At 58.2% G+C, this 25,300-nt stretch carries 24 protein-coding genes and 3 pseudogenes; 20 read left to right on the top strand and 7 right to left on the bottom strand.

The genetic code is table 11. The features are described 5' to 3' along the window. Positions 1–216 precede the first annotated feature (216 nt). The 7 genes from EL26_RS02620 to EL26_RS02590 all read left to right on the top strand — a co-directional run bounded on the left by EL26_RS02620 (position 217) and on the right by EL26_RS02590 (position 8,371). Positions 217–1,110: a phosphotransferase family protein gene (locus EL26_RS02620; RefSeq protein ID WP_038084133.1), complete on the top strand. Its 894-nt coding sequence runs from the start codon at positions 217–219 to the stop codon at positions 1,108–1,110. A 116-nt stretch (positions 1,111–1,226) separates the two neighbouring features. Further along, on the top strand, positions 1,227–2,870 hold the full coding sequence (locus tag EL26_RS02615; protein WP_038084131.1) for a glutamine--tRNA ligase/YqeY domain fusion protein: 1,644 nt from the start codon (positions 1,227–1,229) through the stop codon (positions 2,868–2,870). A 159-nt stretch (positions 2,871–3,029) separates the two neighbouring features. Next, a complete protein-coding gene (locus EL26_RS02610; protein ID WP_038084130.1) occupies positions 3,030–4,772 on the top strand; it encodes an ABC transporter ATP-binding protein in 1,743 nt (580 codons plus the stop codon). Positions 4,773–4,791: 19 nt separating this feature from the next. After that, positions 4,792–5,466 carry a response regulator transcription factor gene (locus EL26_RS02605; protein ID WP_038084128.1) on the top strand — a complete coding sequence of 225 codons (675 nt, stop codon included), beginning with the start codon at positions 4,792–4,794 and terminating at the stop codon, positions 5,464–5,466. Next, complete coding sequence (locus EL26_RS02600) at positions 5,463–6,536, top strand: sensor histidine kinase (protein WP_038084126.1); 1,074 nt, start codon at positions 5,463–5,465, stop codon at positions 6,534–6,536. The genes EL26_RS02605 and EL26_RS02600 overlap by 4 nt, the downstream gene beginning before the upstream one ends. Positions 6,537–6,672: 136 nt before the next feature. Further along, entirely contained in the window at positions 6,673–7,800 is a 1,128-nt protein-coding gene (locus tag EL26_RS02595; RefSeq protein WP_038084311.1) for an NADH-dependent flavin oxidoreductase, read from the top strand. Positions 7,801–7,975: 175 nt separating this feature from the next. After that, the gene (locus EL26_RS02590; RefSeq protein ID WP_038084309.1) at positions 7,976–8,371 is read left to right on the top strand and encodes a DoxX family protein; all 396 of its coding nucleotides are present in this window, start codon (positions 7,976–7,978) and stop codon (positions 8,369–8,371) included. On the opposite strand, the gene EL26_RS02585 is transcribed toward EL26_RS02590, so the two are convergent. After that, on the bottom strand, positions 8,362–9,204 hold the full coding sequence (locus tag EL26_RS02585) for a P-loop NTPase family protein (protein WP_052035904.1): 843 nt from the start codon (positions 9,202–9,204) through the stop codon (positions 8,362–8,364). The genes EL26_RS02590 and EL26_RS02585 overlap by 10 nt on opposite strands. Before the next feature lie 256 nt (positions 9,205–9,460). On the opposite strand from EL26_RS02585, the gene EL26_RS02580 reads away from it, so the two are divergent. The 6 genes and pseudogenes from EL26_RS02580 to EL26_RS02560 all read left to right on the top strand — a co-directional run bounded on the left by EL26_RS02580 (position 9,461) and on the right by EL26_RS02560 (position 13,788). Further along, positions 9,461–9,679 (top strand): DUF3311 domain-containing protein, encoded by a 219-nt coding sequence (locus EL26_RS02580; RefSeq protein WP_038084124.1) that lies wholly within the window; start codon positions 9,461–9,463, stop codon positions 9,677–9,679. After that, entirely contained in the window at positions 9,679–11,187 is a 1,509-nt protein-coding gene (locus EL26_RS02575) for a sodium:solute symporter family protein (protein ID WP_038084122.1), read from the top strand. Before EL26_RS02580 ends, EL26_RS02575 begins: the two co-directional genes overlap by 1 nt. Positions 11,188–11,295: 108 nt before the next feature. After that, entirely contained in the window at positions 11,296–11,949 is a 654-nt protein-coding gene (locus EL26_RS02570; RefSeq protein WP_081856914.1) for a DsbA family oxidoreductase, read from the top strand. A gap of 198 nt (positions 11,950–12,147) precedes the next feature. Then, positions 12,148–12,279 (top strand): annotated as a pseudogene (locus EL26_RS26105) (SDR family oxidoreductase); the annotation flags it as partial. A 28-nt stretch (positions 12,280–12,307) separates the two neighbouring features. After that, a complete protein-coding gene (locus EL26_RS02565; RefSeq protein ID WP_052035903.1) occupies positions 12,308–12,955 on the top strand; it encodes a futalosine hydrolase in 648 nt (215 codons plus the stop codon). Beyond that, a complete protein-coding gene (locus EL26_RS02560; RefSeq protein ID WP_038084120.1) occupies positions 12,952–13,788 on the top strand; it encodes a 1,4-dihydroxy-6-naphtoate synthase in 837 nt (278 codons plus the stop codon). The genes EL26_RS02565 and EL26_RS02560 overlap by 4 nt, the downstream gene beginning before the upstream one ends. Before the next feature lie 58 nt (positions 13,789–13,846). Here the strand turns inward: EL26_RS02560 and EL26_RS25865 are convergent, their stop codons facing one another. Both EL26_RS25865 and EL26_RS25840 read right to left on the bottom strand, forming a co-directional pair. Next, complete coding sequence (locus tag EL26_RS25865; protein ID WP_038084303.1) at positions 13,847–14,170, bottom strand: CHY zinc finger protein; 324 nt, start codon at positions 14,168–14,170, stop codon at positions 13,847–13,849. A 60-nt stretch (positions 14,171–14,230) separates the two neighbouring features. Further along, a pseudogene (locus EL26_RS25840) lies at positions 14,231–14,524 on the bottom strand (DUF1284 domain-containing protein); the annotation flags it as partial. Positions 14,525–14,640: 116 nt separating this feature from the next. On the opposite strand from EL26_RS25840, the gene EL26_RS02545 reads away from it, so the two are divergent. Continuing rightward, a complete protein-coding gene (locus EL26_RS02545) occupies positions 14,641–15,039 on the top strand; it encodes a GNAT family N-acetyltransferase (protein WP_038084118.1) in 399 nt (132 codons plus the stop codon). A gap of 18 nt (positions 15,040–15,057) precedes the next feature. On the opposite strand, the gene EL26_RS26100 is transcribed toward EL26_RS02545, so the two are convergent. Continuing rightward, entirely contained in the window at positions 15,058–15,237 is a 180-nt protein-coding gene (locus EL26_RS26100) for a sulfurtransferase TusA family protein (RefSeq protein WP_274518863.1), read from the bottom strand. A 77-nt stretch (positions 15,238–15,314) separates the two neighbouring features. Next, positions 15,315–16,565: pseudogene (gene yedE, locus EL26_RS02540) on the bottom strand (selenium metabolism membrane protein YedE/FdhT); the annotation flags it as partial. Between the two features lie 153 nt (positions 16,566–16,718). On the opposite strand from yedE, the gene EL26_RS02535 reads away from it, so the two are divergent. The 5 genes from EL26_RS02535 (at position 16,719) to EL26_RS02515 (ending at position 22,947) form a co-directional block, all read left to right on the top strand. Continuing rightward, positions 16,719–18,434, top strand: a complete 1,716-nt coding sequence (locus EL26_RS02535) for an ABC transporter ATP-binding protein (protein WP_038084114.1) — start codon at positions 16,719–16,721, stop codon at positions 18,432–18,434. A gap of 1 nt (position 18,435) precedes the next feature. Beyond that, complete coding sequence (locus EL26_RS02530; RefSeq protein ID WP_038084112.1) at positions 18,436–20,310, top strand: ABC transporter ATP-binding protein; 1,875 nt, start codon at positions 18,436–18,438, stop codon at positions 20,308–20,310. 271 nt (positions 20,311–20,581) lie between these two features. After that, a complete protein-coding gene (locus EL26_RS02525) occupies positions 20,582–21,196 on the top strand; it encodes an AAA family ATPase (RefSeq protein ID WP_038084110.1) in 615 nt (204 codons plus the stop codon). Positions 21,197–21,266: 70 nt separating this feature from the next. After that, positions 21,267–21,722 carry a PTS sugar transporter subunit IIA gene (locus EL26_RS02520; protein ID WP_038084108.1) on the top strand — a complete coding sequence of 152 codons (456 nt, stop codon included), beginning with the start codon at positions 21,267–21,269 and terminating at the stop codon, positions 21,720–21,722. Between the two features lie 115 nt (positions 21,723–21,837). After that, positions 21,838–22,947 carry an NADH-dependent flavin oxidoreductase gene (locus EL26_RS02515; protein ID WP_038084106.1) on the top strand — a complete coding sequence of 370 codons (1,110 nt, stop codon included), beginning with the start codon at positions 21,838–21,840 and terminating at the stop codon, positions 22,945–22,947. A 43-nt stretch (positions 22,948–22,990) separates the two neighbouring features. On the opposite strand, the gene EL26_RS02510 is transcribed toward EL26_RS02515, so the two are convergent. Both EL26_RS02510 and EL26_RS02505 read right to left on the bottom strand, forming a co-directional pair. After that, complete coding sequence (locus EL26_RS02510; protein WP_038084103.1) at positions 22,991–23,920, bottom strand: hydroxyacid dehydrogenase; 930 nt, start codon at positions 23,918–23,920, stop codon at positions 22,991–22,993. 2 nt (positions 23,921–23,922) lie between these two features. Next, positions 23,923–24,816, bottom strand: coding sequence for a YheC/YheD family protein (locus tag EL26_RS02505; protein WP_052035902.1), 894 nt, complete (start codon positions 24,814–24,816; stop codon positions 23,923–23,925). A 104-nt stretch (positions 24,817–24,920) separates the two neighbouring features. On the opposite strand from EL26_RS02505, the gene panD reads away from it, so the two are divergent. After that, positions 24,921–25,289: an aspartate 1-decarboxylase gene (gene panD / locus EL26_RS02500; protein ID WP_038084101.1), complete on the top strand. Its 369-nt coding sequence runs from the start codon at positions 24,921–24,923 to the stop codon at positions 25,287–25,289. The last annotated feature ends 11 nt before the right edge of the window (positions 25,290–25,300 follow it).

Genomic DNA, 25,300 nt, shown 5'->3' with positions numbered 1-25,300 from the left:
GGGCGCGGCAGGTGGTTTTGTGCTGAAACTGCCGGAATAAGAAAACACAGCAAGAACGGCACCGATCCCGCCAAGCAGAGGCAACGCGACGGCGAGAGGTTTCATAGAGGACGCCTCCTTCTATAAAAAAACACCACAGGCACCCCTGTGATGTCGTGTTGTACTCCAATCCTATCAAGTATAATCTTGGTATGCAATGGAAGAGGTGGTATCGAAATGGAAGACTTATTGCAATGGATTGCGAGTTCCGTGGAGGGAACGACGGAGATCCGGGCGGTCACTCCGTTAAAAGGCGGGATCTCCGCCACGTTACATCGTCTCGACCTCCTCGTAGACGGAGAGGTACAGCCTGTCGTCGTGCGGGAGTTTACGTTGCTTGAATGGCTCCGCGAGCAACCGGACCTCGCGGAGCATGAGGCAGAGAGTTTGAAGCGTGCCGAGCGGGTGGGCGTGGCGACTCCGCGCTTGATCGCGTATACGGAAGAGCGGGAAGTTCCGGCGATCCTCATGACGAAGTTGCCGGGTGAAGTGGTGCTGGAACCGCAGGAGTTGGACGTCTGGCTTCGGCAATTGGCGGAGACGCTGGTTGCGATTCACCGCGTGCCGGCGGACGGGTTCAAGTGGACGTATCGCTCCTACAACGACCCGATGCAGCTGCAAATCCCGGACTGGTCGGAGCAAAAAGACCTCTGGCGGCAAGCGCTCGCGCTGGTGCAAGGACCGCGACCGGAAACGCGCGAGTGTTTCATCCACCGCGATTACCACCCGACCAACGTGCTCTGGCAAAACGGCGAAGTCAGCGGCGTGGTCGACTGGGTCAACGCCTGCCGAGGTCCGGCGGGAATTGACGCGGGGCATTGCCGACTGAATCTGGCGTTGCTGAAGGGCGTGGAGGCGGCAGATTATTTTTTGGACGAGTATGTGCGGCTGGCGGGAGACGCGTTCACCTACGACCCCTACTGGGACCTCCTCGCCGCCATCGAATTCCTCCCCGGCCCGCCGTCCGTCTATCAAGGCTGGGTGGATGTAGGGGTCACAAACCTGACGCCCGCTCTTATGAAGGAACGGTATGAGGGATTGGTGGCGGGGATTTTGGCAAAACAGGTTTAGAACCTTACAAGAGAGCGCACAAATAACATAAAAATGCCTTTCCCCGCAGCCTGCTTTTTTTGTATGATAGAAGCAAACTATTCATGTGACTCAGTACATGTCGAAAGGTTGGTACCATGGAAAACACATCCGCCTCTTCCGACTTTATTCGGGAGATTATTACAGAGGACCTCAAAGAGGGCAAGGTCGACACCGTCGTCACCCGCTTCCCGCCTGAGCCCAACGGTTACTTGCACATCGGACATGCCAAAGCGATCTGCATCAACTTCGAAATCGCCAAGGAATACGGCGGCAAAACCAATCTGCGCTTTGACGACACCAACCCGGTCAAGGAAGACGTCGAGTACGTCAACGCGATCAAACAAGACATCGAATGGCTCGGATTCCAATGGAACGGGTTGTTTTTTGCTTCCGATTACTTCGAGGAAATGTACAACCGCGCCGTGCTTCTCATCAAAAAAGGCCTCGCGTTTGTCGATGATCTGTCCGCCGAAGAGATCCGCCAAACCCGCGGCACGCTGACCGAACCGGGCCAGAACTCTCCCTACCGCGACCGCTCCGTGGAAGAGAACCTCGACCTGTTCACCCGCATGCGCAACGGCGAATTCCAGGACGGGGAAAAAGTCTTGCGCGCCAAAATCGACATGACCTCCCCGAACATCAACTTGCGCGACCCGGTCATCTACCGCATCTCGCACGCCACGCACCACAACACCGGCGACAAGTGGTGCATCTATCCGATGTACGCATTCGCCCATCCGCTCGAAGACTCCATCGAGGGCGTCACGCACTCGCTCTGCTCGCTGGAGTTCCGCGACCAACGCCCGCTCTACGATTGGGTGATTCGCGAATGTGAAATGCCGCACATCTCGCATCAGTACGAATTCGGCCGCTTGAACCTCACCAACACGATCATGTCCAAGCGCTATCTGAAGAAACTGGTCGACGACGGCGTGGTCGACGGCTGGGACGACCCGCGCATGCCGACGATCTCCGCTCTGCGTCGTCGCGGGTTCACGCCGGACGCGATCCGCGCGTTCGTCCGCGAACTCGGCGTTACGCTTGGCGGAGGTGAAGTCGACTACAAGATGCTCGAACACTACATCCGCGAAGACCTCAAGCTCAAAGCGCCGCGCACGATGGGCGTCGTCCGTCCGCTGAAGGTCGTCATCACCAACTACCCGGAGGACAGCTCCGAGCTGCTCGACGCGGAAATCAACCCGGAAGTGCCGGAAATGGGCAAGAAGCAAATCTCCTTCTCCCGCGAAATCTACATCGAAGCGGACGACTTCATGGAGAACCCGCCGGCGAAATACCACCGCCTGTTCCCCGGCAACGAAGTGCGCCTCAAGAACGCCTACTTCATCAAGTGCAACGACGTGATCAAGGACGAAAACGGCAACGTCGTCGAACTGCACTGCACGTACGACCCGGAAACGAAGTCCGGCAGCGGCTTCACCGGCCGCAAAGTCAAAGGCACGATCCACTGGGTCGACGCCAAGACCGCCGTTGCTGCCGAATACCGTCTGTACGAATCCCTGCTGACCGGCGAGAAGGAAGACGGCGACTTCAGCGAACGCCTCAACCCGAACTCGCTGGAAATCGTGCACGGTTTCGTCGAAGCCGATCTGAAAGACGCGAAGCCGCAGGACAAGTTCCAATTCTTCCGTCACGGCTACTTCAACGTCGACCCGAAACACAGCACGCCGGAACACCTCGTGTTCAACTTGATCGTCTCGTTGAAGAGCTCCTTCAAGTAAAAAAGCAGACAGACATGAAAAAAGCCGACCACTGCGCAGTGGTTGGCTTTTTGTCTTGCGGTCGGTTGTCGGAAACACCGGGTGCTTTTTTTGTTTATATGGAGTTTACAAAGAGCGGGTATCATGGGAACCATCAAGAAGAGATAGAGGAGTGAGCACATGAGAGAAACGAAGACACCGATCAAGCGCTTTGCACGGCTGATTTTGGAGACGAATCCTCCCAAAGCGGTGCTGACCGTCGCCGTCCTGCTCAGCATGATCAACACGCTGGTCGGTTTGACGATCCCGCTGTTTACGAAGGGGTTGGTCAACGGGTTTTCACTGGGATCGCTCAGCGGCGGGCAAATCGCGGCGATGGCGGGAGCGCTCGTGGCGCAGTTGGTATCCGGCGGGATTTCCGTCTACTTGTTGCACTACGGCGGCAATAAAATCGTTTCGGCGATCCGCGAACGCCTGTGGAGCAAACTGCTGAAACTGCCGGTTCCTTATTACGACAGCAAGGAAACCGGCGACACGATCTCGCGCCTGACCAACGACACGGCGGTGATCAAGGGGTTTGTGACGGAGAACGTCGCGGGGTTTTTCACCGGGTTGTTGTCGATTGTCGGCGCGATTGCGCTGATGTTCTCGATGAACTGGCAGATGTCGCTGGTCATTCTCTTGCTGTTCCCGATGGTGGCGCTCGTCATGGTGCCGGTCGGGCGGGCGATGCATCGCATCTCGAAAGACACACAAGCGGAGAACGCGAAGTTCACGTCGGTGATCACCCGCGTCGTCTCCGAAATTCGCTTGGTCAAAGCGTCGGGGTCGGAACCGATTGAGCACGAACAGGGACGCGGCGGGATTCGCAACCTGTTTCAATTCGGGATCAAAGAAGCCCGCATCCAAGCGATTGTCTCTCCGATCGTTTCGTTTCTGATCTTGCTGGTGCTGGTGGCGCTGATCGGCTTCGGCGGCGTGCAGGTGTCGACGGGCAAGATGACCGCCGGCGAGTTGGTGGCGTTTCTGATGTACCTGTTTCAAATCATGTTCCCGGTCACGCAAGTCGTGCAGTTTTTTACCCAGTTGCAAAAAGCGAAAGGCGCAACGGAGAGCATCATCGGGATTTTGGAAGCAGAGGAAGAGGACCAAGAGTCGGGGCGTCCGGTCGAAGATGCGCAACAGCCGATCTTCATCGAGCAGGTCTCGTTTGCGTACAAACCGGAAGAACCGATTTTGCGCGATGTAACGCTGATGATCGAACCGGGCAAAGTAACGGCTGTCGTCGGACCGAGCGGCGGCGGCAAAACGACGCTGTTCTCCATGCTGGAGCGGTTTTACTCGCCGGATGCCGGGGGAATTCGATTGGGCGGACGCGACATCTCGGAATTCTCGCTGCGCTCGTGGCGACGCAACATCGGGTATGTTTCGCAGGAGAGCCCGATTCTGGCGGGAACGATTCGAGACAATCTCTGCTACGGTCTGGACCGGGAGATTACGCAGGAAGAGCTGGAGTCCGCGGCGCGCATGGCGTATGCGGAAGGTTTCATCCAAGACCTGCCGAATGGATACGACACGGAAGTCGGCGAGCGGGGCATCAAGCTGTCCGGCGGTCAGCGTCAGCGCATCGCCATCGCGCGGGCGTTGCTGCGCGACCCGCAGATTTTGATGTTGGACGAAGCGACTTCGAACTTGGACAGCAAGTCGGAAGAAGTGGTGCAACAGGCGCTGAAGAACTTGATGCAAGGGCGAACGACCGTCGTGATCGCGCATCGTCTGTCCACGGTCGTCGACGCGGACTCGATCGTGTTTGTGGAGAAGGGTCGGATTACGGGAATCGGCACGCATGAGGAGCTGTATGCCTCGCATGCGCTGTATCGGGAGTTTGCCGACGGGCAGTTGCGCGTAAATCTGGTTTCGTGACGGCAGGGGGGGTTTCGAGATGGTGAACGTGCTGGTGGTCGATGACGATCCGCACATTCGGGAGTTGGTGCGGGTGGTGTTGCAACAACAGGGTCTCGCCATCCGCGAGGCAGGCGACGGTAGAGAAGCGTTGGCGATGATGGAGGCCGACCCGGCGGACATGGTCATCCTCGACATCATGATGCCGAACATGGACGGCTGGACGCTGTGCAAGGAACTGCGTGCTGTCTCGGACATCCCGTTGCTGATGCTGACTGCCAAGGGCGAGACGGCGGATAAAGTGCGGGGGTTTCATGCGGGAACGGACGATTACCTCGTGAAACCGTTCGATCCGGCGGAATTGGTCGTGCGGGTGCAGGCGCTGCTCAAACGCTACCGGATTCATGCGTCGCAGCAATTGGCGCTGGGCGAAGTGTTTCTCGATCGCCAAACCTATGAAGTCAAGGTGAACCGGGAGCCTGTCGCGCTCCCGCCCAAGGAGTTTGACCTGCTGTTTGCGATGGGCAGCCATCTGGGGCGGACGCTTTCGAGAGACCAGTTGATCGAGACGGTATGGGGCATTGATTTTGACGGGAACGAACGGACGCTGGACGTGCACATCAACCGCTTGCGGGAGCGGTTTGCCGATTGGGGCGTCTCGCTTAAGATCAGCACGATTCGCGGGCTTGGGTATCGCTTGGAGGTCGTGCGATGAGAGGCAGACGCCGCCATCACGAGAAGCTCCCGTTCGCCGTGAGAGTCGCCGGTGCCGTCCTCATGATGCTGCTGGCGAGCGGGGCGGCGTTTACGGTGGCGTTTTTTCTGACGAGATGGGTGCTTTCGGCGGCGGGAGCGGAGTGGTCCGACTTGCCGAGACAATTGCTGACGTGGTTTGTGGGGATGTTGTTGCTGGTGGCAGCGTCCACGGTGTTCGGGATCTTGGCGAGACCCAAGCAGCTGGCGTTTTGGAACGAGATCAACGCGGCGTTGAAGCGCATTGCCAAGGGCGATTTCAACGTCAATTTGGATCAGGAAGACGAGCGCTACCAAGGGCAGTTTGCCGGTTTCATCGAGACGATCAACCAGATGGCGCAAGAGCTCAAACAGATGGAAACTCTGCGTCAAGAGCTGATCTCCAACGTCTCGCACGAGATTCAATCTCCGCTGACTTCCATCCGCGGGTTCGCCAATACCCTGCAAAACGAAGGTCTGAGCCTTGAGGAGCGGCGGCGTTACCTGTCGATCATCGAGATGGAAAGCGCGCGGCTCTCCAAGCTGAGCGACAACCTGCTCAAATTGACCTCGCTAGAATCGGAGCACCAACCGTTCGAACCGCGTCCCTGTCGGCTCGATGTGCAACTGCGCAACGTGGTGCTCGCGTGCGAGCCGCAATGGTTGGAGAAGTCGCTGGAGTTGGAGGTAGACCTGACCGAGACGACGGTGAACGCCGACGAGCAGCTGCTGCTCCAAGTGTGGATGAACTTGATCCACAATGCCATCAAATTCACTCCGCACGGAGGCAGCCTGCACATCTCTTTGGACAAAACGGCAGAGGGAGCCCGCGTCCGCGTCACCGACACGGGGCCGGGCATCGCGCCGGAAGATCAACTGCGGGTGTTTGAACGATTTTACAAAGGCGACAAGTCTCGAACCCGCACGGCGGGCAGCGGAAGCGGACTCGGTCTCGCCATCGCGAAGAAGATCGTCGAACTGCACCAAGGGCGAATTCTGGTGGCAAGCCGGGTCGGCGCGGGTTCGACGTTTGAAGTGACGCTGCCTCTCTGAACGAGTGGGTCGGGTGAAAAACATCTGTCTGCGGGCAGGTGTTTTTTTTCTTGTAAGATGCATTACTTACTTGCAGGAAGGAACTTTATAAACTGAAGAGCATCAAGTACCCTCGAAGGGAGTTCATTTCATGTCCATGAATCCGAAATACCAATCACTTTTTGAAAGCTTCCCCCTGCGCTCCGGCGTCACACTGAAAAACCGCATCGCCCTCGCGCCGATGACCAACTTTTCCTCCAATCCGGACGGCACGGTGACCGATGCGGAAGTGGAATACTACGCACGCCGCTCGGGAGGTGTCGGCACCGTCATCACGGCGTGCACGTATGTGACGCCGAACGGCAAAGGCTTCCACGGCGAATTCGGCGGCGACCGCGACGAGATGATTCCGAGCCTCCGTCAACTGGCGAGCGCGATTCAAGCCAAAGGCGCCAAAGCGATTCTGCAAATCTTCCACGGCGGCCGTTCCTGCCCGCCGAGCCTCGTTCCGAACGGCGATGTCGTGTCGGCGAGCGACGTGAAGCAAGACGGCGAAGACCGCGTCCAGCCGCGTCCGCTGACCGAAGATGAAATCCACGAGATCATCCACGCGTTCGGCGAGACCACCCGCCGCGCGATTGAAGCGGGCTACGACGGCGTGGAAATCCACGGCGCGAACGGCTACTTGCTCCATCAATTCTTCTCTCCGCACTCCAACCGCCGCGAAGACCAATGGGGAGGCAGTCTGGAAAACCGTATGCGCTTCCCGTTGGCCGTCGTCGACGCTGTCAAAAAAGCAGTCGCCGAGCACGCGAAATCGCCGTTCATCGTCGGCTACCGCTTCTCTCCGGAAGAGCAAGAGGAAGACGGCTTCACGATGGCCGACAGCCTCGAACTGGTGAACGCGCTGGCAGACCTTGAGCTCGATTACCTCCACGTTTCGCTGATGGATTTCTGGTCGAAGCCGCGCCGCGGTGCTGATGAAAGCAAAACCCGCTACGAGTGGATCGTCGAGCGTGTCGGCAACCGCGTGCCGGTGATGGGCGTCGGCTCGATTCACACCGCCGACGATGCGCAGAAAGCGATCACCGAAGGCGGCGCGCCGCTGCTGGCGATCGGCCGTGAACTGATCATCGAGCCGGATTGGGTGGAGAAGATCGCGGAAGGACGCGAATCCGACATCCAAACCACGCTCACCAAAAACGACCAAGCCCGCCTCGTCGTGCCGGACCCGCTCTGGCAAGCGATCCTTCACACGCCGGGCTGGTTCCCGGTCGTGGACTAAGGACTGAACAGCTTCCGAAATCGCAAAAAGACCTCGACAAGCCCTATGGGTGTCGGGGTCTTTTTGGTGCCCTGCGGCGGTATTGGGTTCTGGAAAAGAGGAGAACGTAACAGAAACGAAACCGCAAGCAAAACCGAGGAGGTACAAGGGAATGGACAATCTCAATCTCGGATGGATGGCAGCGTTTGGGCTGTTGATCATCCGTTTGGTGATCGGACTTACGTTTGTCGGGCACGGTGCGCAGAAGCTGTTCGGCTGGTTCGGCGGCACGGGTCCGAGCGAGACCGGGAAGTGGTTGGAATCGATCGGAATCCGCCCGGCGGGCACGATCTGGGCGGTGATCGCCGGAGTGTTTGAACTGGTCGGCGGGTTGCTGTTCACGGTCGGCTGGTTGACGTGGCTGGGAGCGGCGCTGATCATCGTGATCATGATCGACGCGATCATCACCGTCCACGGCAAAAACGGCTACTGGGCGCAAAACGGCGGCTTCGAATACAACCTCGTCCTCATCGCCGTCGTCCTCGGCGTCGCCTTCATCGGGCCGGGGCAGTACGCGTTGTTTCAACCCTGAAGTAACGCCTGCTCCACCTTCGGCAAGATCGCATCCCAATCATGGCTGGAGTTTTCCAAGACCAAAGTTTGGAACGGGAGTTTGGTGCACAGCTCCAACTCCAGCTCTTGTCGCATCTCCAAGAAGGAGATCAGACCGTCGAACCCGTTCCATCCCTTCGCGCGTCCGAGTCCCTGTTCCGTATGATAGGAAATCACGAAATCCAGCCATTCTTTCGATCGCACTTGGCACACGCGTTCCACCGACTCGCGGAGGTTGGTTTGATAGAAATACACCAGGAGGGGATTCAGCGGTTGGACCTTCTGCGCGAGAGTCAGGATGTGTTCAACCACGGCATCCCGCCCCGCATCATGCTTCGCCAGAAACGCACACATCGGATTTTGAAAAAACGCACAGTCAAAAATCATCGTGCTCTCCCGCGCCGCCTGCTCCGACGCAAATTCACCCCACCGCGTTTGCAACAACTCGCGATGCTTCGCCAGCGTGATCCCTTCATAGATGTCAAATCCCTGCAACGCTTCCCAAAGCGGCAACGAGATCGCGCGGCCTGCTTTCCCATATGCAACCAGCACGTCATCCCCCCGCCGCGTCACAAACGGAGCCGACGCCGCCGCGTCGCCGGGGTGTTTTTTCATGAAAGCGTCGAACGCCTCCGCATCCAAACAAGCGACGCGGTCAAAGTCTGCCGGATGATCCAGATCTCCTTCCAAATACAACTCCACAGGACGGTTGTATCTCTTCAAAACATCTGCCGCAAATTGAGCCGTGGATGACTTCCCCGAACCCATAACTCCTTCAAAAAGCACCAACTTCGTATCTCCCACTTGCCACATCGCTCCTCTCATTTTCTTCCAGAATAACACAGTCTCACAAATTGGACTGCTGAAAATCCAGTCAACCGTCTGGTTGGAGGTTAATGTCGAAACTAAATAGGGCTTAATTTTGAGTATACAGTAGAAAAAACAAGCTTACCCCTTTGCCTTGCGTCGAATTGTCAGATTATACGAAAAAGTAGAATTGCCTTCTACCGACTGTGGAGCTACGATTGGCAAAAATCAGCTTTTTGCAGAAGGAGGCAGCCCTTTCGCCATGAACAACAAATTTGCACCGAAACTGGCCGTCATCATCTTGGCCTTGCTACCCTTTGTGGCGCAGCTGCTCGTGCTGCCGTTTGTGAACCGGATGGACCCTGTCATTTTCGGACTTCCTTTTTTGCATTTTTGGTTTTTCCTGTGGATCGTGCTCAGTCCGGTCTGTACGTACAGCATCTATCGGATTCAGAAAGCCCAAGGGAGGTTCGTTGACTGATGACTGGCAATTCTACTGCATTTACGATCACGGCAATCATCGTTTTGCTCGTCGTTATGATCGGTTTCGTCGCCGGACGCAACAAGTCGTCCCGCAGTTCCGTTGAGGAATGGTCGGTCGGCGGCCGTCGCTTCGGCACGCTGCTCGTGTGGTTTTTGGTCGGGGCGGACTTGTACACCGCGTACACGTTCCTCGCGCTGACTTCGCAATCGTATACTGCCGGGTCGCTGGCGTTCTTCGCGATTCCGTACTGCATCTTGGCGTATTCGATCGCCTACTTCTTCCTCCCGCGCCTGTGGAAAGTTGCCAAGGCGTACAAATTCACCACCCTCGCCGACTATGCGAAGGGACGGTTTGACTCCAAACTGCTCTCGGCGATCATCGCGATCGTCGGCGTGCTGATGTTGATTCCGTACATCGATTTGCAGCTGAGCGGCATCCAAAACACCTTGCAAATCGCCGGTTCCGGCATCGTCAACGTCAAGATGGTCGTCATCATCTCGTTTCTGCTCGTCGCGCTCTACACGTTCTTCAGCGGCATCAAAGGTCCGACCTACACCGCCGTCATCAAGGACATTCTGATCTGGGTCGTCATGCTCTTCCTCGTCGTCTCGCTCCCGATGATGCACTTTGGCAGCTGGGGTTCGATGATCGACACGATCTCGCAGAAAGCGCCGAAGATGCTCACGATCCCGACGTCCGGCCCGAAGAGCTACCTCTGGTTCACCACCGCTTCGCTCGTTTCGGCGCTCGCTCTGTTCATGTGGGCGCACGCGGCGACCGGCGTGTTCACGTCGAAAAGCGCCAACGCCCTGCGCAAGAACGCCATCTTGCTTCCGCTCTACAACGTCGTGTTGATCCTCGTCATCTTCCTCGGCCTCCTCGCGAAGATGGTGCTTCCGGCGAACACCGACGCGAAATTCGCGCTGTTGGAGCTGGTGCGCGTCTCGTACGGCGGTTGGACGCAAGGCGTCGTGTACGCCACGATCGCGCTGGCGTCGCTGATTCCGTGCTCGATCATGGCGATCGGGGCTTCGAACTTGTTTGCAAACAACATCTACCGCGACATGATCAACCCGAACGTCTCTCCGAAAAAACTCACGCTGTTCACCCGCTCGATGGTCTTCGTCGTCATCGGTCTCGCGCTGATCTGCGGCCTGATGTTCCCGACGGCGCTGGTTTCGCTGCAATTGCTCGGCGTCTCCGGCATGGTGCAGATCTTCCCGGCGATCGTGTTCTCGCTGTTCTGGAAGACGCAAACCCGGGAAGCGACGATCGCCGGCCTCCTCGTCGGCCTCGTCGTCACGTTCACCGTATACGGCACGAACTCCGCGCACGGCATCTACGAAGGCGCGTGGGGCCTTGCCGCCAACTTCGTCGTCGTCGCGGTGCTCAACCCGTTCTTCGTCCGCAATCGTCAAGCGAACCCGGTTACGGAGTTCCTGTTCGGCGATCAGAAAGCAGCGGAAGCGGCCGCGCAAAAGCAAGAACAAGCCATGATGTCCTAATCGAAAAAATGGACCTTATCCTCAGCCGGGGATAGGGTCTTTTTTTCGAGGTGGATTCTGGATATACTGAGCCAAAGGGTTTTATCTATAGAATGGAGTGACTGTGCCGTGACGTTGAAGATTCAAGTGTACTCAGACTACGTCTGACCGTTCTGCTACATAGCGGAGGTTCCGCTGCAAAAAGCGATCGAAGGACGAGATGTGGAAGTGGAATGGATGCCGTTCGAACTGCGTCCGTACCCGAATGAAACGCTGCGCCCCGAGGGCGATTATTTGAAGAACGCGTGGGAGCAATCGGTCTACCCGTTTGCCCGCCGCTTCGGTTTGGAAAAAATGACCCTGCCCGCCGTCTCGCCGCAACCGCATACTCATCTGGCGTTTGAAGGGTTTCAGTTCGCGAAGGAGCACGGCATGGGCAACGCATACAACCACCGGATGTTCCAGGCTTTCTTTGAAGAGTCGCAGGACATCGGCGACGTGGACGTGCTGACGAAGCTCGCCGGGGAAGTCGGGCTCGATCAAGCGGCGTTCCGCAACGCCCTTGAAACGCGTCACTATAAGGAAGCCCACCAACAAGCCCTTCACCACGCCTATCACGAGGCGAATATCCAAGTCGTGCCGACGATCCGCGTCGGCAGCACCGTGCTCGAAGGCGTGCGCGGCCAAGCGGTGTTGGAAGGCATCCTCGACGAAGAACTCGCCAATCAAAAAGGAACCGACGAGCCGGGCGAGGGCGCGGCTTGCGGGATGGACGGGTGTTGATGTAATCTGAGAGACATGCAGGAGCTCGTGGATACGGGCTGAGAGGGCAACCAGCAACTCCGTTGCCGACTGTTTGAACCGGTCTGGGTAATGCCGGCGGAGGAAGTTGGCCTGCCATTTGGCAGGCGTGATGTGGTGGTTTTGACAAACCGCTCCTTTTGCTGGAGCGGTTTTTTTGCGTACCCTTACGAAGTTGGACCTTTTGGACGCTTGGCTACGCCGGACGACATTGCGCGGGCGGTGGTTTTTGCAACGGATGCGTCCGTTATTATCACGGGGCAATGCTTGCACGTTGACGGCGGATTGGTCATGCGCTGGGGGTTGTGCTAGAATTTTAATAGAAAAGGGGAGTTCTCCGATGCGCGTACTCATTCTAACAGCAGTTTCGCCGGAACGTGAAGCGGTCTTGCGCGGGCTGGCAGATGCGGAAGCGGGCGTTTTTGACGTGCAGTTGGCAGGCGTCGGCCCGATGCAGGCGGCGATCAACACGACGAAAGCGCTTGCCGCAGGACAGTATGATTTGGTGATTTCCGCCGGTATTGCCGGGGGCTTCGTGGGCGTGGCGGACGTCGGATCGGTCGTGATTTCCACGGAAATAATCGCGGCTGACTTAGGAGCGGAAACGCCGGACGGGTTCAGTTCATTGGACGAGCTGGGCTTTGGCAAGACCCGCGTTCCCGTCGACGCAGAGCTTGTGAAGCGCGTCACGGAAGCGGTGCGTCAAACGGGGTTGGCGGTGCACGCCGGGCCGATTTTGACGCTCTCGACAGTCACAGGCACGGCGGAAACGGCAGCGGAATTGGCGCGTCGCATTCCGGGCGCGTCTGCGGAAGGGATGGAAGGCTACGGCGTGGCACTTGCCGCACACGAGCGCGGCATCCCCGTGCTGGAACTCCGCACGATCTCGAACCCCGTCGGCCCGCGAAACCGGGCGGCTTGGAAGATGAAAGAAGCATTTGCAGCACTCGAAACCGCAAGCAAAGCACTGATGGAGGTACTACGATGAAAATTGCGTATTCGCCATGCCCGAACGATACTTTTGTGTTTCACGCGTGGGCGCATGGTTTGATTTCCGGCGCGCCGGAATTGGAAGTGAAGTATGCAGACATTGACATCACGAACGGACTGGCGGCGACCACGAAGGAGTTGGACGTGATCAAGATTTCCTACGCGGCGCTGCCGTGGGTGTTGGAAAACTACGCGCTGCTGCCCTGCGGCGGTGCACTGGGTCGTGGTTGCGGCCCGCTGGTGTTGACCGCAGACGCGGCGGCGGCAGGCAACCCGTCCGCCCTCTCCGGCAAAAAAGTCGCCGTCCCGAGCGAGCGTTCCACCGCGTACTTGCTGTTCCGTCTCTGGGCGGCGCAGAACGTGCCGGGCGGTGTCGGCGAAATCGTCGTCATGCCGTTCCACGAAATCATGCCGGCCGTTCGCGACGGCAAGATCGACGCGGGACTAGTCATTCACGAAGCGCGCTTCACGTACCAGAACTACGGTCTGACGCAACTGGTCGACTTGGGGAATTGGTGGGAGTCGGACACCGGTTTGCCGATCCCGCTGGGTGCGATTGTGGCGCGCCGCGATCTGGATTTGGAAGCGATCACGCGCTGGGTGCGCGAGTCTGTCGAGTATGCGTGGGAGCATCCGGAAGCGTCCAAGGACTACATCATGTGCCACGCGCAAGAGCTCTCGCCGGAAGTGGCGCAACAGCACATCGACCTCTACGTCAACGAATTCACCCGCGACCTCGGGGACAAAGGATACGAAGCGATCACCGGACTTCTGACCCGCGCGGCGGCAGAAGGGCTTGTGCCGGAGTTTGATCTGGCGAAGTTGAAATAAAAACGACCCTCCCGTTCACAGTTCGAACTGTCGGGAGGGTCTCTTTTTCTATACTTCCTTACGCCTCGAAATACAGATGGGAATGCAACTGACACCCCGGATTGAACGAAGCCCCGCACGACGGGCACGTCGAGTCGCAGGACTTGTACTCATGCACCGTCAACTCATGCCCGCAAGCTCCGCAAAGCACAGCGGGCTCATCAAAGCGGGACTTCGGCCACGGCTTGGGCTCGTGGTCGGCGGTTTCCAGGTGGCATTCGTAGCAGGGGTAATAGCGTTCGCAGCACCCGAACTTCAGCGCGATCACGTCGACGTCCGAATGATAGTGCTTGCAGCGCGTCTCTGCATCCACGTCCACACCGTACACTTTCGGGCGAACCATCGGCAGGGGTTCACCTGCAACCACCATTCGAATCCCATCCTGACAGACCCCGTATTGCAACCACGGACACGTCGAGCAGATCTGCAACAGATCATCAGGCTGCAACGACTTCGCCACGCGCGCGAGAATGTCTTCCCACGTCGTGACTTGTCCGCTCTCCAACCCCAACTTCTCCAAAATCAGCGCATCCCGCTGTGCCACATTGCGATCTTCGCAGTGATATTCCCCGTCTGCCGGGAAGCACGCGCACAACTGATCCGGCCCCGAGACGATTTCGCACTCCGTCGCCGGATGCTCCAGCAGTTTGCGATACACGCCCGTCATATTGTCCACATACGTATCCGAATACCCCATCCCCCGATACCCGAGCAGACAGAGCAAATGATGTCCCCGCAACTGGATTGGCAACCTGCATCTCTCCTTGCTGTTTCTGCATGTACTCCCTAAACTATAGCATGAGGTGAATTCCAATGGATGTAAAATTGCATCGAGAACGACCCATCCCGCCGGAGGGAGTTTTGGAACTCTATCAAAACGTCAACTGGTGGCCGGAACGCACCCCCGAGGACGTCGCCCGCGTGTTGGAGCGCGACCCCGCTTGCGGAGTGTGGGATGGGGAACGGCTGGTCGGATTTGCCCGCGCCGTCACGGACGATCGAGTGCGTGCGTACATCGAAGACGTGGTCGTCCACTCCGACTACCGCCGACAAGCCGTCGGGCAGGAGCTGCTCGCCGTTTTATTGAAGGAACTGGCTCACATCGACGTGGTCAGCCTGTTTTGCGAACCGGAACTCGTCCCTTTTTATGAAAAAAACAATTTTCGTAGAAGCCGAACCCAAGTCGTGATGCACAGAAAAAGCCATCCCTAAGCGGGACGGCTTTTTTGTTTACCGCAACACACGAATGAAAAAGTGCAGATCCTGCCCTGCCCGCTCAGGCTCCCGCATCAGTTCATAGCCGTGCTTCACCACTTCTTCCGGCACGGTTTGAAACGATTGCGGGCAGTCGGCGATCACGTGCAGGATTTGGTTCGCTTTCATGGTTTCCAACGCTTCCAGCGTGGAGATGACGGGGAACGGTCACGGCTCGCCGCGGATGTCGAGGACGAAGTTTGCTTGGACGTCGTTCAAAAGTTGCGCCTCCCCTATTTCATAGCTTTGCGCGCGGTCAATACGTCAGACTTCACTTGCAGCCCGCGCCCGAACTTGTAATGCTGGCTCCACCAATGCGCCAACAGCCACCAGCACGCGAGCATCACCAGCGTCCCGATCAGGCCGGCCGGCTCGCCCCACGACTTCAGCAGGTTGATCGGCTGCCAACCCTTGGTGAGCGCGTTGTAGATGCCGAGGTGATCCCACCCGTACGCGAGCACCGTCGCGCCGACGAGGTTCCCGATCCCGACGAAGAGGTAATGCACTTGCCCCTCCATCATCCGGTACATCATCCCCGTCTCGCAACCGCCCGCCATGACGATGCCGATCCCGAACAGCAGACCGCCGAGCAACGTGCTCGGAGCCGCCGGTTTGATCAACGCCGGCATGCCGTTGTGGATGTAGAAGAACGTGCACACCGTCGCCACCATCATCCCGACGGCGATCGCTTTGGTCATCACCGAACGCCCGGAAATCCACTGGTCGCGAAACGCCGACGTGAAGCAGATCTGCCCGCGCTCGATCAAAATGCCAAATCCAAGCCCCGCCAGCGCCGCAATCGCAAGCAAATTCTTGCCTTGCAGGGCAAAATACACCACGACCCCGAGAAAAAACACACTGACAAGCAACCCGAGCAGCGGTTGCAGGGTGCGTTTTTTCCCGACGGGGAGTTTCGTGACGGTTGCCGTAGCGGGTTTCAAATTCGGCTTCCCGCGCCACCACTTGGTCATGACGATCTTCACGCCGATGTACGTCCCGACCGCCGTGGCGAGCATGAACAGCCACGCGTGAAACGAAAACTGCGGCACGCCGGAGAAGAACGCCGCGAGATTGCAACCGAGCGCCAAGCGCGCGCCGAACCCGGCGATGATCCCGCCGACGAACCCTTGGACGAGGCGGCGTTTTTGTTGCGGGACGCGGATTTTAAACGAGTTGCTGAGCAACACCGTGATCAACGCCCCGAACAGCATCCCGATCACGATCCAGCCGTCCGTGCGGGTAAGCGGCGAGCCTTGCATCTTGATCAGTTGGAAATACGCCCACTTCGAGGTGTCCACCCCGAACCATTCCAGCACGTGACCGCCGAGTCGCGTAAACTCCCCGGTCACCGCCCACACCGTGCCGGTCGCGCCGAAATACAACGCGCTGAGCACGCCCGCAAGCGAGATGGCGACATACGGATTCCAGTATGTTTTAAAGATTTTTTGATAAAGACTGCGCAAATGAATTACTTCCTTTCTGCCTGTTCTTCTCTTACGACACTACCACAACTATCTATATGTAGGAACCCTTCTTAACTATGTGGATAAAGAAGGAATGAAGTTGCTCGTTGGGGAATGGAGTAGTAGATGTGTGACGGAACTCGAAATTTTTAGCGGGAGTGTGAAGAGAAGCGAATGGGCTTTTTAAAACCTTATGTGGGCAAATACTCACGGCCCTTTTTGACGGCTGTTTTGTTCTTGTTGTTTGAAGCGTTGTGCGACTTGATGCAGCCGACGATCATGTCGAAGATTATCGACGTCGGCGTGGCGGGCGGGGACTTGCACTATGTCTTCAAGATGGGCGGATTGATGCTCTTGATCACGGCGCTCGGCGCGATTTCCGCTTCGACCCGCAACGTGGTCTCCTCTCATGTGTCGCAGAATTTCGGGACGGAGCTGCGGTCGAACTTGTTTCGCAAGATTCAATCGCTCTCGTTTGCGAACCTCGACCGCTTCGACCGGGCGTCGCTGGTCACGCGTCTGACCAACGACGTAAACCAAGTCCAAGTGTTCGTCAACGGTCTGATGCGCATCTTCGTCAAAGCGCCGCTGCTCTGCCTCGGCGGGCTCGTGATGGCGACGCGTCTCAACCCGAGACTGGCGGTGGTGCTGGCGGTCGTCGTGCCGGTGGTGGCGATCTTGATCGTGATCAACATGCGCGTCGGCTTCCCGAAGTTCAAAAGCGTGCAAAAAGCGCTCGACCGCGTCAACGGCTCCATGCGCGAATACCTTTCCGGCGTGCGCGTGGTCAAAGCGTTCAACCGCTTCGACTATGAAGTCGCGAAGTTTAACGTCGCAAACGAAGAGTTCCAAACGAAGTCGGTTTCGGCGATTCGGAATATGGCGGTTTTTTCCCCGCTGATCATGTTGACGGTCAACTTGGGGATCGTCGCGGTGCTCTGGATCGGCGGTTTGCGCGTCAGTCAAGGCAACATGCAAGTCGGGCACATCATCGCGTTTACGAACTACATGACGCAGATTTTGTTCTCGCTGATGATGATCTCGATGGTGTTCAACATGTACGTCCGCGCCAAAGCGTCGGCGGTGCGGATCGGAGAAGTTTTTGACGAAGAGAACGTCATGCAGTGGGATGCCGGCCAGTCGGTTGAGGCGGGCAACGGACGCATCGAGTTCGAAAACGTCTCGTTCTCTTACGAAGGCGAACCGGTGCTCAAACGCATCACGTTCACCTGCAACCCCGGCGACACCGTCGGGATCATCGGCTCGACCGGTTCGGGCAAGAGTTCGCTCGTCAACTTGCTGCCGCGCTTCTATGACGTGGACGGCGGCACGATCAAAGTCGACGGTCAAGACATCCGCGACCTCGAACCGAAACAACTCCGCGAGAAGATCGCGATCGTCCCGCAAAAAACCACCCTGTTCACCGGCACCATCCTCGAAAACATCCAATGGGGCCGCGAAGGGGCGACGTTTGAGGAAGTCGAGCAAGCGGCCAAAATGGCGCAGGCGCACGACTTTATCACAGGGACGCCGGACGGGTACAACACCCGCCTCGGCCAAGGCGGCGTCAACCTCTCCGGCGGGCAGAAGCAGCGCGTCTCCATCGCCCGCGCACTCGTGCGCAATCCGGAAATTCTCATCCTCGACGACAGCACAAGCGCTGTCGACGTGGCGACGGAAGCGAAGATCAAGGAAGCGCTGAAAGCGTATGCCAAGGGTCTCACGTGTCTCTTGATCGCGCAACGGATCACGTCGGTGATGGACGCGGACTTGATCGTCGTCTTGGATCAGGGCGAGTTGGTCGGCTACGGCACGCACGACGAACTGCTGAAAACGTGCGACGTCTACCAACAGATCTACCGGTCCCAGATCGGGAAAGAGGTGCAATAGCATGGCCGAAGCCAAGAAACGACAAGAACCGACTCCGACCCCTCCGTTTGGCGGTGCTCCGCGTCCCGGAGGTCCGGGCGGACCCGGCGGGTTCGGCGCCCGCGGACGCGGCCCGGTCGTCAAGCCGAAGAATTTCAAAGGCACGCTCAAACGCCTCTGGCAGTACTTCGGCCGTGAGCGCAGCCTGCTGACGCTGATCTTCGTGCTGATCTTGGTCGACGCGGGGATCACGCTCTGTGCTCCGTACTTGATCGGGCGCTCGATCGACGCGATGTCGGAGCAGGGCGGCGTCGATTTTACGTTGCTGGAGATGATCATCGGCACGCTGCTCGTCGCGTATGTTGCGGACGCGGTGCTGACGTTTTTCCAAGGATGGTTGATGGCGGGCGTGTCGCAGCGGATCGTGAAGCGGCTGCGCGGGGCGTTGTTTGAGAAGCTCCAGAAGTTGCCCGTTTCGTTTTTTGATACGCGGACGCACGGGGAATTGATGAGCCGCTTGTCCAACGACATCGACAACGTCTCCAACACGATCTCGCAAGCGACGACGCAGTTGATGTCGGGAGCGATCACGATCGTCGGGACGTTCATCATGATGCTGGTGCTCTCTCCCCTGTTGACGCTGGCGAGTGTGGTCACGATTCCGCTGGTGTTCTTGCTCACCCGCACGATTGCCAAGCGCACGGCGGTGCTGTTTAAAAACAACCAAGTGCACCTCGGCAAACTGAACGGGCACATCGAGGAGTCGATCACGGGGCTGCATGTGGTCAAAGCGTTCAACCATGAGGACAAAGTGATTGAAGAGTTTGAAGCGATCAACCAAAACTTGAAGGAAATCGGTTTGAAAGCGCAGATCTGGTCGGGGTTTTTGATGCCGATCATGAACGTGATCAACAACCTCGGGTTCACCATCGTCGCCGTCGTCGGCGCGGTGTTGGCGGTGAACGGGATGGTCACGGTCGGCGTGATCGCGTCCTTCCTCAGCTACTCGCGGCAATTTGTTCGTCCGCTGAACGACTTGGCGAACATCTTCAACGTCTTGCAGTCCGGCGTCGCCGGGGCGGAGCGGGTGTTTGAGATCCTCGACGAGCAAGAGGAGCCGGACGATGCGCCGAACGCCATCGAGTTGAAAAATCCGGCGGGCCGCGTGGTGTTTGAGAACGTGAGCTTCGGGTACAACCCGGACGTGCCGATTTTGAAAAACGTCAACTTCGACTCTCCGGCTGGGACTTCCACGGCGCTGGTGGGACCGACGGGGGCGGGCAAAACGACGGTCGTGAACTTGCTGACCCGGTTTTACGATGTGACGAGCGGCGCGATCTATCTGGACGGGCGGGACATTCGCGAGTACACGCGGGACAGTTTGCGCAGGTGTTTCGGGATCGTGCTGCAAGATACGTACCTGTTCTCCGGGACGATCAAGGAGAACATCAAGTACGGGAATCCCGATGCGTCGGACGCGGAAGTGGAAGCGGCGGCGAAGATGGCGAACGCGGACGTTTTTATCCGGCGTTTGCCGAAGGGGTATGAGACGGAGCTCGCGGAGAACGGGGGCAACCTCTCGCAAGGGCAGCGGCAGTTGCTGGCGATCGCCCGCGTGATCCTCGCCAAGCCGTCGCTGTTGATCTTGGACGAAGCGACGAGTTCCATCGACACGCGGACGGAGTTGCACATTCAAGAGGCGCTGTTGCAGATTCTGAAGGGCCGCACGAGCTTCATCATCGCGCACCGGTTGAACACGATTCGCGATGCGGATCGAATCATGGTCGTGGATCAAGGGCACATCTTGGAGCAAGGCAGCCATGAGGAGCTGATTGAGCAGCAGGGGCGGTATTACAACATGTTCTACAACCAGTTCAAAAACATCGAAGGTAGTTGAGGAAGCCCTGCTTCGTGTGCTAGAATAATAAAACATGAAACGCGTAATATAAAAAATGACCGCAGGTGCTAGTAACACCTACGGTTGCACGACTGATCCCTTCAAGGGGGTCGGCTCTCAGTTTTGGAGATAGAAATAGACCCTCGTCCAAAAGCCGGTCAGCTCAAGGGGGGTCTATTTCTGTTTTAGAAGATTGATCACGATGTTGAGGATCATAAGAACATAGGAGAATCTAAAGCGGAACAACCGTTCTTTAGATTGAGATAAAAACATGATATTTAAACTGATGCACCGCGTTTTGCTTGATAAATTGAACACCCAGTCCCGCGTCCTCATTGGACTCGACGGCTTCAGCGGTTCCGGCAAAACCACATTGGTGGACACCCTGCGTACGGAACTCGCTCTCTACAACCTCCCGCTCACCGTCGTCCATCTCGACGACCTGATCACCGAACGCAGCAAGCGGTACAACAGCGGTTTTGACGAATGGCACGAACACTACCACTTGCAGTGGGACGCTGCACGCATTGCAGAGACCCTTTTTCAAAGTTGGGCACGCGGGGATCATCAACTGCCGCTCGACGTGTACGACTCCGCAACCGGCACCGTCTCCCTCCAACCGCTTGAGGTCCCGCCGAACGGAATCCTCCTCGTCGAAGGCGTGTTCCTCCAACGAGCGGAGTGGCGTGATTTCTACGACTTCCTGCTCTACCTCGACTGCCCGCGCTCGACCCGCTTCCAGCGCGTTTCCACGCGCGGCCACCAAGACCCGAACGACCCGGCCCGCCTCGCCGTGTACGAACGCCGTTACTGGGCGGCGGAAGACCATTATCTGCAAACCGTCCAACCGCTGCAACGCGCAGACCTCGTGCTGGACTCGAAGTGACCCCTCCCCTGACCTATAATGGAGAAAGCGCATCCGTTTTCACCGCACCTACGAAAGGGGACTCCCACTCTTGAAACTCACCGATCTCGTCCCTCCGGAACTGATCGAACTACACCTCCAAGGCACCACCAAAGCGGACGTCCTCCAAGAGCTCGTCCGCGTGCTCGACAAATCCGGCGACCTGAACGACGCGGAGGGCTGCCTGCAAGCGCTCCATGAACGCGAAGCGATCGGCAGCACCGGCATCGGCTTCGGCGTGGCGATCCCGCACGGCAAGACCGACGCCGTCAAAACCCCGCGCGTCGCGTTCGGCATGCACAAGTCCGGCGTGGACTGGCACTCCCTCGACGGTCTCCCGGCGAACTTGGTCTTCCTGATCGCGGTTCCGGAGACCGCCACGGACCGTGAACACCTCAAGATCATCCAAACGCTCTCCCGCACGGTCATCCGCGAAGACTTCCGCTCGGCGCTCCTGCAAGCAAGCTCCAAGCAGGACGTCCTGAACCTCCTCGGCACCATCGAATAATAACGAACTTCCAACCAGGAGCCCTGCAAATTGCGACGGGGCTCCTATTTTTACCGTTTGGGGATTGGTATGATACAGACACAGACATTTTTACATAGCAAAGGAGACTTCGTTCATGAACGAAACGTACAGACCGATCTTCGAACCCGTGTGCCTGCCGAACGGTATCGAATTGAAAAACCGAATGGTCATGGCACCGATGACCATCGTCTCGTCCAACCCGGACGGCAGCGTCACCGACGCGGAAGTGGACTATTATGCCCGACGTTCCGGCGGGGTCGGCATGGTGATCACGGCGGCGGCCAGCATCGTGACGACCGACGGCTTCCCCGGCATGTTGTCAGCCAACCGCGACGAACTGGTGCCAAGCCTCCGCCGCCTGGCTGCCGCGATCAAGGAACAGGGCTCCCGTGCGGTCATCCAACTCGTCCACGCCGGCCGCAAAGCCCAGCCGTCCGAACACGGACCGGTCGCGCCGAGCGCTTTCCAAGACGACCAAGGCTCTCCGATCCCGCGCGAGTTGACCGACGCGGAAATTCGCGACTTGATCCGCGCGTTTGGCGACGCGACCCGCCGGGCGATCGAAGCCGGATTTGACGGCGTGGAGATTCACGGAGCGAACGGGTATCTGATCCAGCAGTTTTATTCTCCGTTCACCAACCGCCGCGAAGACCATTGGGGCGGCACGATGGAGAAGCGCTTGAACTTCCCGCTCGCAATCATTGAAGAGATCAAGCGCGTGGTGAAAGAGCACGCCCGAGAGCCGTTCCTGATCGGCTACCGCTTCTCTCCGGAAGAGCCGGAAACGCCGGGCCTCACGATGGAAGAGACGTTGTTCCTCATGGATCATCTCAAAGAACAAGGATTGGACTACCTCCACGTCTCCCTGCACGATTTCTGGTCGAACGCCCGTCGCGGCGCGGATGAGTCGCGCACGCGCATCGAGCTCTTGCTGGAGCGCATCGGCGGCAAAGTTCCGCTGATCGGCGTCGGCAACATCTTCACCGCAGACGAAGCGGTCAAAGCGCTGCAAACCGGCGTGGAGCTGCTCGCCTTGGGCCGCGAGTTGATTATCGAACCGGAATGGGTGCAGAAAGTCGCCGAGGGGCGCGAGGGGGAAATTCAAACCTCGTTCACCAAGCAAGACCAAGCCCGCCTCACGCTGCCCGACCCGCTTTGGAACATGATCCAAGGCAATCCGGAGTGGTTTCAATTGAAGGACTAACGCAAAAAAAGGCTGTTTCCCGCGTCAGGGAGCAGCCGTTTTTTCACTTTGCGATCTGCAAGAGGGTGTGCAGTTCGCGGAGCACGCGGTCTGTCACCTGCGCTTGCGACTCGTGCGTGAGACCGGCGATGTGCGGGGTCAGCAACACATTGGGCAACTGGGCGAGAGCATCCGGTTGAGACGGAGGCTCGTGCTCGCGGACATCAAGCACGGCGAACCGGTGCGGGTGTTCCTGCAGGCTGTGCAGAAGTGCGGACTCGTCCACGACTCCGCCGCGTGCCGTGTTGATCAGCACCGCTTCCCGTTTCATCGACGCGAATTCTGCCGCGCCGATCAGATGACGGGTGTTGGCGGTGAGCGGGACATGAAGCGAGAGATAGTCGGCTTCCCGGCACACGTCTGCGAGCGATTTCTGCCGGACGCCGCCGTCGTGCACGGCGGGATGCGCCGGATGGAGCAACGGATCGTACGCGATGATCTCCAGTCCGAGTGCATGCGCCCGCGAGGCGACGCGCTGCCCGATTTCGCCGAATCCGATCAAGCCGAGCGTTTTGCCGTGCAACTCCCGCCCGATGCCCGACGCGCGGTTCCACTGCCCTTGTTTCGTCTCGCCGCTCAACCGTCCCAAAAACCGCGCATGCTCAAACAGCGCTGCGATCACATACTCCGCAACGGCGTTCGCGTTGGCACCCCGTGCCGTGACGACAGAGACGCCGCGCTCCGCCAGCGCGTCCAGATCGAGATTCTCCACCCCGACGCCAAGCCGTCCGACGACGCGCAAGTTCGGCAAGTGCTCGATCAGCTCGCGGTTGACCTGCGTGCGGTTGCGCACGACCAGCGCTTTGGCTTGCGAGCAGGTCTCTGTCAAACGCGCCGGGTCAAGTCCGAGGTCGTGGTCATACACCACCGCCCATTTTTGCAAAAACCAATCCGGCACCGGGCCCCATAAATCTTCGGCGATGATGACTTCCATCGTTATCGCCGTGCCTTTCGTGACGAAGACGGCCCTTTTCTTGCTGACTCGCCGTGTTTCGAAGCCTCTGTCATTTGCGACTTGCCAGCCGCTTTTCCCGTTGCTTTCGTTTTTTCTTTGCCCGCTTCCCGCTTCGTTTTGCTCCTCTTCCAAATCCCCGTGATTTCCTTGATCCTCCGGTACATCCGCTGGTCTTTCAACTTCGCAAACAGCGAATGCGCCGGTCCCGTATTCTCTTCGATCATCCACAGCCGCCCGTTCACGTCCACCGCCAAGTCGAGCCCGATCTGTGAATAGTGCTTCCAATCCTCAAACCGCTTCACCGTGCGATGCCCGAGCGCGATCATTTCTTTTTTTAACGCACTGCGCTTCTTTTCCGACAGACCGAGCGACTTGCGCAACGCAGTGTCGATGTCGGCGACGTATCCTTGACCCCTCGCCACGTTGGTGATCACGCTGTTTTTGCCCGCGACTTTGGCGAGCATGCCGACATACTCCCAGCGTCCGTGCACGCGCATCATCATCAGCCGAATGTCATACGCCCGCCCGTCGATCTTCGCCAGCTGAATCCCCTGCTGCACGATGTACACGATCCCCGGCCGCTGCCGACGGTGCAGCTTCCGATATAACTGTGCCATCGTGTCGCTGTGCACCGCTTTTCCGCGTTCCACGACGAACGCATAGCCGCCATCCGCACGCTTCCAAACTTTCGTGATCCCCCGACCGCCCCACCCGGCGCTCGGTTTCACATACACGCTGCCGTACTTCTCCAGATAACGCCGCAACGAACTCTCCGTCAGCACCGCCGTCGACGGAAGGTACTTCCGAATCTCCGGCACCTTCGCAAAAAAACGCCAGCAACCCCACTTTCCCAACTCCGGCTTCCGCTTCTCCAAGGAAGTCCACCTCCTCCCCCACAGAGTATGACGGGCATAACGAAAACGCATTGGGTCACATATCCTGAGAGTGACAACTTTTGCCCCCAGAGGAGATGACGCACGTGCAGCGGTTGATGTGCAAAGGCAAAATTCACCGCGCAATCGTCACCGAAGCCGACCTCGACTACGTCGGTTCGATCACCATCGACTCCAAACTGATGGAGGCGGCGGACATCCGCCCGTTTGAGATGGTGCAAGTGACGTCCCTGCGCAACGCCACGCGTTGGAAAACGTACGCGATCCCCGCCGACCCCGGCTCCGGCAAGATCTGCCTCAACGGGCCGCCCGCGCGGTTGTTCCAACCGGGCGACATCGTGTTCATTTTGAGCATGGCGACGTACGACGAATCGGAGCTCGGCACCCTCAAACACCGCGTCGTGCTCGTCGACGAACACAACCAAATCACCGAAATCCGCGAACACGACATGTAAGCGGGCCATGC

Source organism: Tumebacillus flagellatus, from assembly GCF_000714935.1.
Lineage (GTDB): Bacteria > Bacillota > Bacilli > Tumebacillales > Tumebacillaceae > Tumebacillus > Tumebacillus flagellatus.
The sequence above is the reverse complement of the archived record's forward strand: the minus strand, read 5'-3'. Positions and strand labels throughout refer to the sequence as shown.

Bases quoted from the DNA above. Each gene is read 5' to 3' on its own strand.
- EL26_RS02595 (WP_038084311.1), top strand. From the start codon at position 6,673: ATGAATCCGAAATACCAATCACTTTTTGAAAGCTTCCCCCTGCGCTCC.
- EL26_RS02530 (WP_038084112.1), top strand. From the start codon at position 18,436: ATGGCCGAAGCCAAGAAACGACAAGAACCGACTCCGACCCCTCCGTTT.
- EL26_RS02610 (WP_038084130.1), top strand. From the start codon at position 3,030: ATGAGAGAAACGAAGACACCGATCAAGCGCTTTGCACGGCTGATTTTG.
- EL26_RS02525 (WP_038084110.1), top strand. From the start codon at position 20,582: ATGATATTTAAACTGATGCACCGCGTTTTGCTTGATAAATTGAACACC.
- EL26_RS02575 (WP_038084122.1), top strand. From the start codon at position 9,679: ATGACTGGCAATTCTACTGCATTTACGATCACGGCAATCATCGTTTTG.
- EL26_RS02580 (WP_038084124.1), top strand. From the start codon at position 9,461: ATGAACAACAAATTTGCACCGAAACTGGCCGTCATCATCTTGGCCTTG.
- EL26_RS02590 (WP_038084309.1), top strand. From the start codon at position 7,976: ATGGCAGCGTTTGGGCTGTTGATCATCCGTTTGGTGATCGGACTTACG.
- EL26_RS25865 (WP_038084303.1), bottom strand. From the start codon at position 14,170: ATGGTTCGCCCGAAAGTGTACGGTGTGGACGTGGATGCAGAGACGCGC.
- EL26_RS02565 (WP_052035903.1), top strand. From the start codon at position 12,308: ATGCGCGTACTCATTCTAACAGCAGTTTCGCCGGAACGTGAAGCGGTC.
- EL26_RS02560 (WP_038084120.1), top strand. From the start codon at position 12,952: ATGAAAATTGCGTATTCGCCATGCCCGAACGATACTTTTGTGTTTCAC.
- EL26_RS02620 (WP_038084133.1), top strand. From the start codon at position 217: ATGGAAGACTTATTGCAATGGATTGCGAGTTCCGTGGAGGGAACGACG.
- EL26_RS02545 (WP_038084118.1), top strand. From the start codon at position 14,641: ATGGATGTAAAATTGCATCGAGAACGACCCATCCCGCCGGAGGGAGTT.
- EL26_RS02510 (WP_038084103.1), bottom strand. From the start codon at position 23,920: ATGGAAGTCATCATCGCCGAAGATTTATGGGGCCCGGTGCCGGATTGG.
- EL26_RS02600 (WP_038084126.1), top strand. From the start codon at position 5,463: ATGAGAGGCAGACGCCGCCATCACGAGAAGCTCCCGTTCGCCGTGAGA.
- EL26_RS02515 (WP_038084106.1), top strand. From the start codon at position 21,838: ATGAACGAAACGTACAGACCGATCTTCGAACCCGTGTGCCTGCCGAAC.
- EL26_RS02535 (WP_038084114.1), top strand. From the start codon at position 16,719: ATGGGCTTTTTAAAACCTTATGTGGGCAAATACTCACGGCCCTTTTTG.
- EL26_RS02585 (WP_052035904.1), bottom strand. From the start codon at position 9,204: ATGTGGCAAGTGGGAGATACGAAGTTGGTGCTTTTTGAAGGAGTTATG.
- EL26_RS02615 (WP_038084131.1), top strand. From the start codon at position 1,227: ATGGAAAACACATCCGCCTCTTCCGACTTTATTCGGGAGATTATTACA.
- EL26_RS02605 (WP_038084128.1), top strand. From the start codon at position 4,792: ATGGTGAACGTGCTGGTGGTCGATGACGATCCGCACATTCGGGAGTTG.